Source organism: Bradyrhizobium sp. Tv2a-2 (assembly GCF_000472425.1).
Classification (GTDB): domain Bacteria; phylum Pseudomonadota; class Alphaproteobacteria; order Rhizobiales; family Xanthobacteraceae; genus Bradyrhizobium.
The window spans coordinates 110,441-124,746 of sequence record NZ_AXAI01000005.1; the positions used below are offsets into that span (position 1 = coordinate 110,441).

Below are 14,306 nucleotides of genomic sequence, written 5' to 3' on the forward strand. Positions count from 1 at the left end.
ACAGCAAGACATGCATCGCCGATAATGATGTAGGCGACTGGGTCGCCCGACGTTGAGCAACGCCGGTCCCGCATCGCACCGAAGGCTTTGTTGTCTTGCCCAACCCACACGATTTTCACACGCCGCAATCGTCCTACAGCAGGGACGATCTGCTCAAATCAAGCGAAGGCGGCTATTTCGGTCCGGGCAACGCGCAGTTGCCCGCGCCTCCCATGCTGATGATTGACCGCATCACGGAGATCAGCATGAACGGCGGCGAATTCGGAAAAGGCCATATGATCGGCGAGTTGGACATTACGCCGAAGCTCTGGTTCTTCAATCCTGGCGATCCCGTCATGCCGGGCTGTCTGGGCCTGGACGCCATGTGGCAGATGATCGGCTATTGGCTTGGCTGGTCGGGCTCACCCGGCAAAGGCCGCGCCGTCGGTGTTGGCGCGGTGGAGTTCCGAGGGCCCATCACCCCGGACACAATGCGCGTGCGCTATGAGATTCATATGCGCCAGGCGCGGCGCGGCAGACTGGTTCTCGGGATCGCCAACGGCCGCGTGCTTGCCGACGACGAATGCGTCTACGTCGCCAAGGACATGAGGGTTGGTCTGACGATGTCAGCGGTCTGACCTCTCGTTGGGAATCCAGCTCCGTCCCACGGATTACATCAAGCTGACAATCGAATCCTGTCGCCGATGATCGTCGGACAGCTCCGCCGGATTTTCCGTTGTCGCGAATATCGGCCGATTGTACCAGCCGGGCGAACGCCTAGCAGTTGAACATCCAGTCTGCTTCAAGTACTTTGAGTTGCGTTCCGCATTTCGACTTGCGGGGCAGAGCTGCGACGAAGCATTCTTCGGCAAATGCGAATGGCAGCTCTCCTCGTGGGCAGCAGAAATAGAGGTTCGCTCAATAATATGAAACGTTGGCCGCGCGAATGGCCGACCACAGGGAGGAGTGTAATGCAGCGTCTCTTGGTTGCAGGTGCGTCCGTTGCCTTGGCAATGGCGCTTGGTCTCGGCTCGGCGAATGCGGCCGACAAGAAGGTCCTGGCCTTCGTCGTCAACGGCGCCTCCGACTTCTGGAAGATCGCCGAGGCCGGCGTGAAGAAGGCGCAGGGCGAACTGCCCAGTTACGACCTTCAGTTCAAATATCCGGAGCAGGCTGCCGCTGCGGTGCAGCAGCGGGTGATGGACGACCTCGTAGCAGCGGGCGCTGCCGGAATCATGGTCAGCTCGGTGGATCCCAAGAACCAGACGGCGGAGCTCAACAAGATCGCCTCCCAGACGGTGCTGTTCACCACCGACAGCGATGCCCCACAATCGAAGCGCGTGGCCTATATCGGCTCGTCCAACACCGATCTCGGCAAGGAAGCCGGCAAGCTGATGTTGAAGGCGTTGCCGAATGGAGGCAAGTGCGTTGGCTTCGTCGGACTACCCGGGGCCGACAATGCGCGTGAGCGTATCGAAGGCGTCAAGGAGACGATCAAGGGTTCGAAGGTCGAACTCGTCGATGTTCGCGGCGACGAGATCGACCAGACCCGCGCCAAGCGCAATGTGGAGGACATTCTCGCCGCCATGCCTGACGTGAGCTGCCTGGTCGGCTTCTACTCCTACAATACGCCGCGCATCTACGAGGTGCTGAAGGAAGCGGGCAAGCTCGACAAGATCAAGATCATCGGCTTTGACGAGGATCCGATCACGCTGGGTGGGGTCAAGGAGGGCAGCATCGTCGGGACCGTTGTGCAGCAGCCGTTCGAGTGGGGCTACCAGGGCATGAAGCTGATGGCAAAATATGTCGAAGGCGACAAGTCGGGCATTCCAGCCAACGGCGTCATCATTGTTCCCGGCAAGCTGATCGACAAATCGAACGTCGACGACTTCATGGCGCAGATGAAGCAGATGCTCCACAAGTAAGGCTCTTGTCAGCGCTGCCCCCGGTGCGGCCGTCCATGCCGGAGCCGTTCCTCGAACTGGTCGACATCGGCAAGATCTATCCCGGCGTGGTCGCACTCGACCACGTCGACCTCTCCGTGTCCCGCGGCGAGGTGATTGCGCTGATCGGCGAGAACGGCGCTGGCAAGTCAACGCTGATGCGGGTGCTCGGCGGCGTGGCGGAGCCGAGCGTCGGCGCTATCCGGGTCGACGGTGTCGAGAGGCGGTCGCTCACGGTTGCGGACGCAATCAAGGCGGGCATCGCCTTCGTCCATCAGGAGCTCAATCTTTTCGATAATCTCGACGTTGCCGGCAACGTCTATATCGGCCGAGAGCCGGTGCACGGCGGGCCATTGAAGCTCATCGACCGCAAGCGCCTCTATGCCCAGGTACGGCCGTTGCTCGACCGACTGGGTGCCGATTTCGGGCCCGATGCACTGCTCGCCGAACTGTCGCTGGCGCAGCGCCAGCTCGTCGAGATCATCAAGGCACTGTCCCTCGATGCGCGCCTCGTCATCATGGACGAGCCGACCTCCAGCCTGACCCTGACCGAAACCGATCGCCTGATGCGGGTCATCGCGGGACTCAAGGCCGACGGTGTCAGCGTCATTTTCATCACCCATCGCCTGAACGAGGTGATGCAGTGTGCCGATCGCGCGGTGGTGTTGCGCGACGGGCGCATGGTTGGCGCGCTCCCACGGGCCGAGCTGAGCCCGGCCGCGATGATCCGGCTGATGATCGGGCGTGACCTGAAATCACTTTACGTGCCGCCAGCGGCCCCGCCCGGCGAGGCCATGCTCGACATTGTCGAGGCCATGACCGACACCTACCCGAACCGCGCGGTAAGTCTGTCGGTCCGCCGGGGCGAGATCCTCGGCCTTGCGGGGCTCGTCGGCTCCGGACGTACGGAGCTTGCCCGCGCGATCTTTGGGGTCGACCGGCTTCGCGGTGGCGCGATCAGGCTCGATGCTCAACCGATCCGCATTGACACCCCGCGAGCGGCAATCGAGCATGGGATTTATCTGATCCCGGAGGACCGCAAGAGCTCGGGTCTGCTGCTCGATGTCTCGATCGCAGAAAACATCTCGCTGCCGGATCTCGCATCCTATTTGCGCTTCTGGCTGGTGAATACCGCGCGCGAGACCGAGAACGCACAGCGCCAGCGCGAGCGTCTCAAGATCCGCGCGCCTGACGTCGCGACATCCGTAGACTCATTGTCCGGCGGCAATCAGCAGAAAGTCGTGCTCGCCAAATGGCTCTCGATGCGGCCCAAGGTTCTGATCTTTGACGAGCCGACGCGCGGCGTCGACGTCGGCGCCAAGCAGGAGATCTACGACATGCTGCGCCGACTGACCGACGCGGGCGTCGCGATCCTGATGATCTCCAGCGATATGGAGGAAGTGATCGGGGTCAGCGACCGGATCGCGGTCATGCATGAGGGCGCGATTTCGGGGTTTCTTGATCGCAGTCAGTTCAGCGAGCACAATGTGCTCCAGCTTGCCGTCGGTCACACAGTCTAGGCGAGGAAACCTTGCACAAGAAAGACTTGAGCCTGCTCGTCCTGATCCTGGTGGTCGGCGCCGTCGTCGCCTTCATCAATCCGCGCTTCCTGCTGGTCGGCAATCTCTCCAATACCGCCAACCAGGTCGGCCTGTTCGGCATCTTTTCCATCGCCGAGGCCTTCGTCATCATCGTCGGCGGCATCGAGCTGTCGGTCGGCTCGGTGATCGCGCTGCTCGGCGTCCTGTTCATCGACCTGATTGTCAATCGCGACGTCAACTGGATCGCAGCCTTCGGGATCATTATCGGCGGCGGGCTCGCGATCGGCCTGGTGCACGGAACGCTCGTCACCAAGATGCGGATTCAGCCGTTCGTCGTCACGCTGTGCGGCTTGCTGATCTACCGCGGCGCCGCGCGCTACTACACCGAGGACGCGACGGCCGGCTTCGGCTTTGGCGCGAGCTTTCCGACACTGGAATGGCTGACCGCTGGCCGCACCAACGTGCTTGGGTTTCCGCTCCCGCACAGTGTCGTGGCGCTGATCATCGTCACCGCGGTCGCCTGGGTCGTGCTGCATCGCTCCGTGTTCGGACGTTATCTCTATGCGGTCGGTAAGAACGAAGAGGCCGCGCGCTATTCCGGCATCCGCGCCAACCGCGTCGTCATCTCCGCCTACGTCGTCTGCGGCGGGCTGACGGCGTTTTCGGCGATCCTGCTTGCGATGTACACGCGTTCGATCTCTCCGGCGGTGCACGGCTCCTTCTACGAGCTCTACGCCATTGCCGCCGCCGTGCTCGGTGGTTGCTCATTGCGCGGCGGCGAAGGCTCGATCATCGGAGTCGTGCTCGGCACCGTGCTGCTGCAGGTGCTGCAAAACCTCGTCAACCTGCTGGGCATACCGAGCTCGCTCAATTTTGCCGTGATGGGTACGGTGATCCTTGTCGGCGTGCTCGCCGACCAATACCTCATGCAACGCAGCCGTCGGGCGACGATGGCGAAGGGACGGCCACAGGCAAATGTCGCCGCAGCGCCGCTCGAGCGGGCGAATGCGAAGTGACGCCTGGCACTCACGCCAGGCGTGAAGGCGGTCGCCGCGGGCAGCTCGCCCTGCCCCTCAGACCCAGCCGCCGTCCACGACGTAGTGCTGGGATGTGCAGGCGGAGGCTTCCTCGGACGCTAGGAACACCGTGAATTTCGCGATCTCGTCCGGAACGAGCTTGCGCTTCAGACACTGGCGGCGCATCAACTCGTCCACGCCCTCCGGCGTCAGCCATTTGTCGATCTGGCGCTGGGTCATGATCCAGCCGGGCGCGATGGCATTGACGCGAATGTTGTAGGGGCCGTAGTCGCGCGCCAGTGAGCGGGTGAGGCCGAGCACGCCCGATTTGCTGGCAGTGTAGGCGGCCATGCCGCCTTGTCCCACCATCCACGACACCGAGCCGAAGTTGATGATGGCGCCGGCATTCGCCGCTTTCATGTCCGGCAGCACGGCCTGCGCCGCAAAGAACTGATGCTTCAGGTTCACGGCGATACGGTCGTCCCAATATTCCGGCGTCATCTCTTCCGTCGGATGCCGTTCGTCATGCGCGGCGTTGTTGACGAGGACGCCGATCGGACCATGGGCCTTCCGCGCGTCGGAGATACCGGCACGCAGCGCCGCGATATCGGTGAGATCGACGTTGTGGAAGTGCGCACCAAGACCCTCGCCCGATAGCTCACGCGCGAGACGGGCCCCCTCCTCGACCTTGATGTCGAAAAACACGACAGTAGACTTCTGCTGCGCAAAGCGCCGCACGATCGCTTCGCCGATGCCCGAAGCACCACCCGTGACGAGAACCACCTTGCCGGCGAGATCTGGATATATGGCAGCCATGACTTCCTCTTTCTTTGAGCAACGCTTGGAGCTACCCGTGCGCCCCGATAGAAACGGCTTGTCCAATCTTAGCCGATCGCTCCACGATGGTCGCCTCCACCGTCTCGCGGGCGACACAGGAGCCAACGATCATCATCGCGCGCTTGCGCCGCATGGGTTCTGCCGAACGGCGACCTATACGCGGCGATAGGGCACGTAACGAGGCGTCCAGACCTTTGCACGAATGCGCTGCTCGATCTGGTCGGTTGGGACATCAGTGACCAGCCCTTCCTTATGTGCCTGGAGTGCCACCGCGAGAGCGACCGTCACCGCGACCTCCCGCAGCGCGCTGACCGGAGGAAGCAAATTGTGCTTCGGGTTGTCGCGGGCAGGAGAAGAACTCGCCAGCGCCTTTGCCGCGGCCATGAACATCCCGTCGCTGACGCGGCTGGCGCCGACCGCAAGCGCCCCCAGACCCATACCCGGAAATATGTAGGAGTTATTGGTCTGGTCGACCTTGAATCGAGAGCCATCGCGTGAAATCGGCGGGAACGGGCTGCCGACGCCGATCAATGCCCGCCCCTCAGTCCAGGCCTCGATGTCCGCAGGCGTCGCCTCCTCGCGCGAAGTCGGATTCGACAGCGGAAAGATCACCGGCCGATTGTTGCATTCGGCCATCGCTCGGACGACGGGTTCAGAGAAGGCGCCGGCCTGGCCGGAAACGCCGATCAGCACGGTCGGACGAGCATTGCGCACGACGTCGAGCAGCCCGATCTTGTCGGGGTGATTGAGCTTCCAACCTTCGATCGCCTGCTTCTTCTGGACAAAGGGGAGCTGAAACGAGGCCAGTCCGGTCATGCCCTCAACCAGCAGCCCGTCACGGTCGACCATAAAGAAGCGTGCCGCCGCCTCGCTCTCCGGCAGGCCGGCATCGCGCATGGCGGCGCGGATCAGGCCGGCGATGCCGCAGCCGGCCGAGCCGGCGCCGAGCACGGCCACGCGCTGATCGGTGAGCGGCACGCCGGTGACATTGATCGCGGCCAGCAAGGTACCGGTCGCAACTGCTGCCGTGCCTTGGACATCGTCGTTGAAGGTGCAGAGCCGATCACGATAGCGCTCGAGCAAGCGAGTCGCATTGTTCTTCGCGAAATCCTCCCACTGCAGCAGGACATGTGGCCAGCGCTTCACGACGGCCGAGACGAAGGTTTCGACGAAATCGTCATACTCCTGACCGCGCACCCGCTCGTGACGCCAGCCGATATAGAGTGGATCGGCCAGACAGTCAGGATTGTCGGTCCCGACATCGAGCAGGATCGGCAGGGTCGTCGCGGGATGCAGGCCACCGCACCCCGTATAGAGCGCGAGCTTCCCGATCGGGATGCCCATGCCGCCGGCGCCCTGGTCTCCTAGGCCGAGGATGCGTTCACCATCGGTCACGACGATTGCCTCGACCCTGTCGAAGCGCTGCTGTGCAAAGATGCGATCGATCCGGTCCTTGTGCGGGATACTGAGGAACAGCCCGCGCGGCTTCCGGAACAGACGGCTGAAATGCTCACAGCCGGCGCCGACGGTTGGCGTGTAGACGATCGGCAACAGCTCTTCCAAATTTTCGACCAGCAGCGCGTAAAACAGGGTTTCGTTGGTGTCCTGCAGCTCGCGCAGGAAGGCGTAGCGTTCGAGATCGGTCTCGAAGCCGCGCAGCGCCTGAAGGCGGCGCGATACCTGCTCGTCCAGCGTCGCGACATTGGGCGGCAGAAGGCCGTGAAGGTCGAACGCCTCGCGCTCGGTCTCGGAGAACGCTGTGCCCTTGTTAAACTGCGGATCGGCCAGCAACTCGTATCCGCTTAGCGTAGTCGTCGCGAAAGCCGTGGTCGCCTCGGACATGACAAGCTCCTTCAGTGCAGAATGCCGCGCAGCATTGTATCCTATCACGAGTTCCGGTTCTGGAACGAAGTTGACGATAAGCCGACAATTCGCGCCCAGCGCATCGCGGGCCCGCGACTGCGGCTGCAGGTGGGGTCTTGGCAAACGATTCCCTGGAGGTATTGCAGCGCTTTTACGAAGCTCAAGCCAACACTTTGACGCAATCAATGAGCCACTTCGGGAAAAAATGCTCCTAGGTCATCGGTAGCCCGACCCGGTCGCAACCGGAGCAGCGCAGCCTTACCAACCGACGCGATTTTCGTTCTGCTACTTCTGCCTTTCGGCGGTCGTGCCGGTTCATTGTTTGCTCTCGTTGTAGCTATCCGAAAAGCTCGCTCGCTCAGAGCCGCTGAAGGGGACCTAGATGCGGACTGTTGTCACCTCATGGTAATGGTGATGCGAGCCAGGGCGACCGAGAGCCCCGCACCCAGCTTGGGGCCACGAACGACCATGATGACTCCTCTCGCGTTTCGCAACCGTGCGACGCCTATTCCTCCGGCGATGGCACCACCGGCTCCGAGCGCAATATAGTTGCCCGCTAAATCACCGGGACTATGTAAGTTCAGCACTCGCCCCTCATACTCACTGACGGTTAGCGAAAGCGTGGCTCCAAAACTCGCCCCGGAAATCTTGAACGGATAAGTCTTCCCCTGGAATGTTAGCGTGCCCTCACCACTACCCACGCCAGCGACGACGCCAGCCGAGCCGAAGACAACACGCACGGTGCCCGTCTCTGCTTGTGATGGTTTTACCGTGGCCGTCCAGGCTGCGAGGGCCAAAAAAGCAGAGGTAATCACGCTGAGAACATCACGCATGTTTCCGCCCTATTGATGAGTCGCGATCAAACTAAAGGCTTGGACAAAAGAGAAATCGTAATCGGACGTACGGGTGTTTGAGATAGATCAACGCACGAAGGGGCTGGCCGCCAAGGTTCCCAGGGCCGCGTATTCGCCACAGGGAAACGAGGGGGATACACCGGGTTCATTCGGGCATTCCCGCGAGGCGCAACGGCGTAACCACCGCGTCCAGATCCGTCTGATAACGGTAAGGCAACCCCTGTGCCCAGCGGCTTGCGGTCAAGTTGGGATGATCCGCCAGCATCTTCTTCACAGTGAGGCGCGCTTCGTCCTCACTACCGAGGTTCCAGAGCGATGCTGCAAGAATGGCTTGCATCGTTAGCCAGTGCGGCCTCTCGATCAGGACGCGTGAGGCAATGTCGCGTGCAGCTACTGGATTGCCAAGATGAAACTTCGCCCGAGCCTCACCGGCCATACTTTCATTGCGACTAAGAGGGCAAAGCCGTTGCGCTTGCTCTTGATACTCAGCGGATTTGCGAAAATCGCCAGCGTAACTGAGAAACGTACCGGCTATGAGATAGGCATCGGAGCAGTTCGGGTTGAGGGCAATTGCCTTTTCACCTGCGGCCAAAGCCTCATCATGCTGACGTTGAAACAAGCGCGTATATCCTATCGCCAAGTAGCCCCAACAGTTGCTCGGGTCGGCAGTCACAGCCCGGGCAGCATGTTCCAGCCCTGCCTCGTAGCTTGTCGTCTCGTCCCGTCGCCAACCAAAGTGAGCCTGATCGGTCACTATGAGCCCCAACAACGCAAGCGCCGCTGTGAAGTTAGGGTTGATTGCCAAAGCCTGTTCGAGTTCGAGGCGCGCCTGAGCATGAGTGTGCTTGGCATAGTTGAGCTGAAGTGTTCGACCTTTGATGTAATGCTCATAAACCAACGGGCTACCTGAACGCTTTCGCCATACCCTCGCCTCTTCGCCAATTGTCAACCGGACCTCAAGCGCGGCGGCGATGTCCTGCGTTATTCGGTCCTGAAGGTCGAAAACGTCGTCAAGGTCGCCCTCAAATCGGTCTGCCCACACATGGGCGCCATTAAGGCTGTCGATCAACTGTGCCGCCAGTCTCACTCGGTTGCCGGCTTTGCGAACGCTCCCTTCCAGCACATAGCGAGCGCCGAGTATTCGCCCGATTTCGCGGATGTCCCGCGCCGGTCCCCTGAACACAAAACTCGAATTGCGGGCTATGACCAGCAGTGCCTGGATTTTCGACAATGTCGTCAGCACATCTTCAGCGATGCCGTCGGCGAAATACTCCTGTTCCGGATCACCGCTCATGTTCTGGAACGGAAGCACCGCGATGGATGGCTTGTCGGGCAGCGGCAGCGACTTGGAAGCGTTCGCGAATGCTGCTGCACTCGGAGTATCAACCAGCCTGCCAACGACGTAAGCCCTGATCGGCTCCTCGATGTTCTTGACCTGTTGACGGCCGAGGTCGGTGAACGACAACGGCAGAATCTTCTTGACCTGGTCATAAGTAGCGCCGGAGACACAGACGCTGCTCGGCTGCGCCAATGCCTGCAAACGCGCCGCGATGTTCACACCATCACCAAACAGATCACCGTCACGGACCATCACGTCGCCGATGTGGATACCAATACGGAAGCTAATGCGTCGGTCAGACGCGAGACCGGAGTTGGCTTCGGCCAAAGCGGCTTGCGCCTCCACCGCGCACTGCACTGCGTCCACGGCGCTCCCGAACTCCGCAAGGACACTGTCGCCCGCCGTGTTCGCTATGCGGCCCCTGTGGTCCCCAATCAGCCGGTCGAGGATTGCGCGCCGTTCGGTCAGTCCCTTGAGCGTGCCAACCTCGTCAGCGCCCATGAGGCGGCTGTAGCCTTCCACATCTGCTGCGAAGACTGCGACAAGGCGTCGGCTGACCGCCATAGGGTCTGACATGTGTGCACCAATGGCACCTATGGTGAACCAGTGTGGGCCGAGGGTCTACCAGCGTCAAGCGAAGGGCAGCTTCAGTTTTCACCGTCACGCGATGGTGCCGAGGCCCGACCCCTCTGGCACCCCGGCGATGCGCATCCCCTCATAAATGCGCTCCCGTCCGGCAAGGTACGTCGGATCATTGCTCGATAAGTGGGAGTTATACCGATGGATCGTGAAGCTCGGATCAAGCGCAAGTCCTCCCCGCACGGCGGCTTTTGCTTGATCGAGCTTGCCGAGCAGCGCCAATGTGGAGGCGAGAAGGAAATGCCCGAGCGGGTAATTGCGGTTGGTTTCGATACCACGACCCAGCCACATAGCTGCTTCTTCGTCCGCCCCCAGCAGTAGCTTGGCATGACCGACGAATAGCATCCATCTGAGGGCGAAAGTATCCCGAGGAGAGAGCCGAAGCGCCGCTCGGACATGGCCCTCAGTTTCCGCTGGTCGGCCCAGATAGGTTTTGCCGAGTCCGATCCACGCGTGAGCAGTCGCCAAATTAGGGTCCAGAGCCAGGGCCCGTTCGCATTCAGCAATCCCTTGGGCTGCGCGATACGTTACAATCTGGATCATGCCCAGCACGGCGTGGGCCAGCGCGTGCTGCGGAGCCGTCGAGAGCGCCTTGATTACAGCCGGTTCAGCCGCCGCAAAGCGAGCCGGACGGTCGTCGCTGGTATAGGTGGCGCCTATCGTTGCATCCACGAGTGCGATACCAACCAGGGCTTCTAGATTTTCGGGATCGAGTTTCAACGCACGCTCAAAAAAACCGCGCGCTTGCATCGTCTGCTCAATCGTAACGCCCTTATTAGCCCAAGCCCTGCCTTGGAAATACAAGTCCATCGCATCGGGGTGCAGCGAACCCTCTGCTCGCCGAGCTTCGGCCGAAACCAACTGGGCATCGAGAGTATTAGCGATGCGCGACACGATTTCATCTTGCAGATCGAACAAATCGGTGACGGCTTTGTCGAACCGCTCCGCCCAGACTTGATTGCCGGTTCCGGCGTCGATCAACTGCACGTTCACCCGGAGGTGATTGCCTCCTCGTTGCACCGAACCTTCGAGAACGTATCGAATGTCCAGCTCGCGCCCCAGCTTCTTTACGTCGACTGCCTTGCCTTTGAAGGTGAACGCGGTGTTGCGCGCAATCACGAACGCGCCACTGATGCGCGACAGGTCCGTGGTCAGGCTCTCAGTCACGCCATCCACAAAATAGTCCTGCTCGGGACCGCCGCCGATGTTCGCAAACGGCAGCACCACGATGGACAGACGCGGAACTGAGGATAGCAGCGAGGCGATTTGATGAGCATTCGCGCTCAGGCCAGCCGCATAAGCTCGGATCGGCCGGGAGATGTTCTTGAGGGACTGCTCACCAAGATCAGTGAAATCGACCGCGACCTTGCCGCGAACCTGTTCGTAAGCGGATGACGAAACACAGATGCCGCCGGGTTCTGCGATCCCCTCAAGTCGAGCCGCGACGTTAACGCCATCCCCAAGGATGTCATCGCCCTCGACCAGGATGTCTCCGAGGTTAATCCCGATCCGAAACTGCATACGGCGGTCCTCGGGGGCGCCTTGGTTGCGTTCGGCCATCACCGCCTGCACCGCCACGGCGCATTCGACCGCGTCGACCACCGAGGGAAATTCAAGCAACACACCATCCCCCGTGGTCTTCACGAGGCGACCCCCGTGTTTTGCCACGAGGGCGTCGGTAACCTTGCGGTGTTCGCGGAGCGTGCGGGCGGTGCCGACCTCGTCCAGCCCCATGAGCCGCGAGTAGCCCGCCACGTCAGCTGCGACTATGGCGGCCAATCTGCGTCCGACCCGAACTGGCTGCTCCTGCTCCATGGCCAAGCTGCCCCGGCGACATCATCCCTGTCCAGATGCTGTCTTCCACCAGTCTGAGCTTGGGGGCGCGCACCGTCAACAGATGGAACCAGCGCATAGGGTCGGCGGTGAGTAGCGCGCCGCGCGTCACGCCCACGGCGCGTGCCGAAACAAGAAGCCCCGGGCGATGCCGGGGCTTTCAAGTCTTCACGTCACAGGGAGGAGATCAGTACCTCGCAGCAATCGGGGGACCACCCCAGTTGAAGCGGTAGACAATCGACGTCGAAATGGTCTGGTTCCAGTTGTTGGAGCGGATGCTGGTTCCAACCGGTAGATTGGTGGCATCGAACAGCTCATCCTGAGTTTTCCGATCATAGAAGGCCGAACGATATTCCGTCTTCCAGAACCAACCGGGAGCGTGGATGCCGAAGATGTCGAGATTGTTCTCGACACCACCGCCGATGAACCAACCGTTGCGGGTAAAGCTGTTGGTGTGGATACCCACGTTCAGGCCGGTATTGGTATCGAAGAACTCCGAACGTCCCCACTGCGAACCCGAGTAACCACCGTTCACGTAAGACAGGACATTTGGAGCCACCAGCCAGCCGAGCCGCACACCAACTGCCCAGGAGTCCTCAAGCTTTTGGGTCGAGCTCATGAAGTTGATCGGGTCCTGAATGGTGCCCCTGATGCTGCCGAACTGGCCGTCAGCAAACACGCCGGCCACCCACGTCTGGCTGAACTGCCAATCATAACCGGCACCCACCGTGCCGAACCATCCAGAGCCACCCTGGCGCTGGTCGATGGTCAGCGGGATGTTCGATCCGGTAAGCTGGACGTGCTGGTCAGCCGCCCACAGGCCGCCGCCGCCACCACCGAACACGTAGAACCCGGTCCAATTATAAGCCGGAGCTACCGGGGGCGGAGCCTTGACATAAGGTTTCGCAGCAAGGTCGGCAGCAGAAGCCGCACTCGTTAGTGCCCCAAAGGCGGCAAGTGCCAGAATTACCTTCTTCATAGTCAAAAATCCCCGGAAGCGAGCTTTGATTGCCAGACTCTACGCGGATTCCCCGGAAAAGCTGTATCCGGAGGGACACACCGGTGGTAATTCACGCTGAATGAACGATGGGCAGAACGGGAACCTGAAGGACACAGGCCGGACAGATCGCCCCCTATCTTACTGATGCATTTGCAAAAAAAAACGATTTGGAATCCGCTGAACTGGCGCCCAATCGCGTTCTTCAAGCTGGTATCGCCTCAGGCCTACCCAGGGCACAAGAACACTCGACACACCGTGCGCTACGCTGAGCTGCGCCCGATCGTTTCAACGACTTCTGGCGCTGATTCTGCGTTGACGCTGAATTTGAGGCCGCCGCAGGTGATTGCGGCAGTAAACTTGTCGTATGAAAGATGCCTGACACCTTTGGATCGGCTAGGCTGAAAGCACATGGGGCGGCGAGCCATCATCGTCATCGCGATCGCGTTTGCTATTGCCCTTGCGCTGGCGATTTGGGGGACAACCTGGCTCGCCCCTATCATGTTCGGCAACTCCACGCTTGGGTGATGCCGGGTGCGGCAGTCGGCGACCCATCCCCGTCATCCCCTCGTCAACCGCTTTCCGGCTTCAAAAGGTGGCTGGCCCGTCCAGAGCCAGCCCGTCCTTGCCCCGCCGGGCGCTCCCCGTCAGGCGGGGGCTTTTTGTTGTCCGCCTGCAAATTCGGTGTAGGCTGCGATGGACAGGGGAGGCATGGCGGTGCTCAAAGAGAATCACGTCGCCAAGCAGCAGCGGATTGGCCAGCGCCTGACGCGCGCGATGGCCAGGGCCCACATGGATCGCAGAGAGCTTGCCGAACTGACGGGCTACAGCGAGGCACAGATCTTGAGTTGGGAACGCGGTCGAGCGTCGCTCTATCCGATCGAGCTGATAAGGCTGTGCCATGCGCTCGACGTCATGCCTGAATGGTTGCTGTGCTGGCAGCGTCGCGTCCACTGATCACGCTTCGCCGAACTCAAGGAGCCGATGCAGGAAGAGAGTTTACATGCATGGAGCGCGCGCTCGACGCGCGCTGATCGACTTGGCGCATCGCCCGGGCGTCGAGATCAACCGCCCTCGGGGTGGCCGCCAACCAAGCCTCCAGCGTTGTTCGGGCCGCCATCATTGTAGGCTGGCGGCGCGTATTCGTAGTGAACCGACGGCGCTGTCCGTTCGTAGCCCCAACCTGGAGCGAGGTTGAAACTCGAGGCTACGTTGGGGGAGAGGTGATGCCGCGTCCTGGAGTGATGCATGGTTGCGGCATCAGCCGAGGTGCTCAGCGCGATAAATAGTCCTAGAACCACCAGAATAGAACGCATTCGATTGCTCCGATGGGTTAATGTCTATGAGGTCAACAGACTCAACCGCGGCGAACTAAAGCGCGATGAGATTTGGTTGAATCGTCATCGCGCTTTAGGTCTTTGATTGAGCATGATCTTTTCGGAAAACCGCTACACACTTTTCCGGA

12 protein-coding genes are annotated in these 14,306 nt (G+C 61.0%); 5 read left to right on the top strand and 7 right to left on the bottom strand.

The annotated features are described in order from the left end of the window. Positions 1-95: 95 nt before the first annotated feature. The 4 genes from fabA to A3AI_RS0111825 all read left to right on the top strand — a co-directional run bounded on the left by fabA (position 96) and on the right by A3AI_RS0111825 (position 4,479). Complete coding sequence (fabA, locus tag A3AI_RS0111810; RefSeq protein ID WP_024515772.1) at positions 96-617, top strand: bifunctional 3-hydroxydecanoyl-ACP dehydratase/trans-2-decenoyl-ACP isomerase; 522 nt, start codon at positions 96-98, stop codon at positions 615-617. A 333-nt stretch (positions 618-950) separates the two neighbouring features. After that, positions 951-1,904: a sugar-binding protein gene (locus A3AI_RS0111815; protein WP_024515773.1), complete on the top strand. Its 954-nt coding sequence runs from the start codon at positions 951-953 to the stop codon at positions 1,902-1,904. Positions 1,905-1,939: 35 nt separating this feature from the next. Next, complete coding sequence (locus A3AI_RS0111820; protein WP_024515774.1) at positions 1,940-3,442, top strand: sugar ABC transporter ATP-binding protein; 1,503 nt, start codon at positions 1,940-1,942, stop codon at positions 3,440-3,442. Between the two features lie 11 nt (positions 3,443-3,453). Next, positions 3,454-4,479, top strand: coding sequence for an ABC transporter permease (locus A3AI_RS0111825; protein ID WP_024515775.1), 1,026 nt, complete (start codon positions 3,454-3,456; stop codon positions 4,477-4,479). Between the two features lie 57 nt (positions 4,480-4,536). On the opposite strand, the gene A3AI_RS0111830 is transcribed toward A3AI_RS0111825, so the two are convergent. The 6 genes from A3AI_RS0111830 to A3AI_RS0111860 all read right to left on the bottom strand — a co-directional run bounded on the left by A3AI_RS0111830 (position 4,537) and on the right by A3AI_RS0111860 (position 12,823). Next, on the bottom strand, positions 4,537-5,295 hold the full coding sequence (locus tag A3AI_RS0111830; protein ID WP_024515776.1) for an SDR family NAD(P)-dependent oxidoreductase: 759 nt from the start codon (positions 5,293-5,295) through the stop codon (positions 4,537-4,539). Between the two features lie 174 nt (positions 5,296-5,469). Further along, entirely contained in the window at positions 5,470-7,158 is a 1,689-nt protein-coding gene (locus tag A3AI_RS0111840; protein WP_024515777.1) for an NAD-dependent malic enzyme, read from the bottom strand. 416 nt (positions 7,159-7,574) lie between these two features. Then, a complete protein-coding gene (locus tag A3AI_RS0111845; protein WP_024515778.1) occupies positions 7,575-8,012 on the bottom strand; it encodes a hypothetical protein in 438 nt (145 codons plus the stop codon). A 166-nt stretch (positions 8,013-8,178) separates the two neighbouring features. Then, positions 8,179-9,948 (bottom strand): adenylate/guanylate cyclase domain-containing protein, encoded by a 1,770-nt coding sequence (locus A3AI_RS0111850; RefSeq protein WP_245286873.1) that lies wholly within the window; start codon positions 9,946-9,948, stop codon positions 8,179-8,181. A gap of 84 nt (positions 9,949-10,032) precedes the next feature. Next, positions 10,033-11,826, bottom strand: coding sequence for an adenylate/guanylate cyclase domain-containing protein (locus A3AI_RS0111855; RefSeq protein ID WP_024515780.1), 1,794 nt, complete (start codon positions 11,824-11,826; stop codon positions 10,033-10,035). 205 nt (positions 11,827-12,031) lie between these two features. After that, positions 12,032-12,823 (bottom strand): outer membrane protein, encoded by a 792-nt coding sequence (locus A3AI_RS0111860; protein WP_024515781.1) that lies wholly within the window; start codon positions 12,821-12,823, stop codon positions 12,032-12,034. Positions 12,824-13,552: 729 nt separating this feature from the next. Between A3AI_RS0111860 and A3AI_RS0111870 the strand changes: the two genes are divergently transcribed. Next, entirely contained in the window at positions 13,553-13,798 is a 246-nt protein-coding gene (locus A3AI_RS0111870) for a helix-turn-helix domain-containing protein (RefSeq protein WP_024515782.1), read from the top strand. Positions 13,799-13,905: 107 nt separating this feature from the next. Here A3AI_RS0111870 and A3AI_RS47460 read toward each other — a convergent pair whose 3' ends face one another. Next, positions 13,906-14,157: a hypothetical protein gene (locus tag A3AI_RS47460; protein WP_156927737.1), complete on the bottom strand. Its 252-nt coding sequence runs from the start codon at positions 14,155-14,157 to the stop codon at positions 13,906-13,908. Positions 14,158-14,306: the final 149 nt, after the last annotated feature.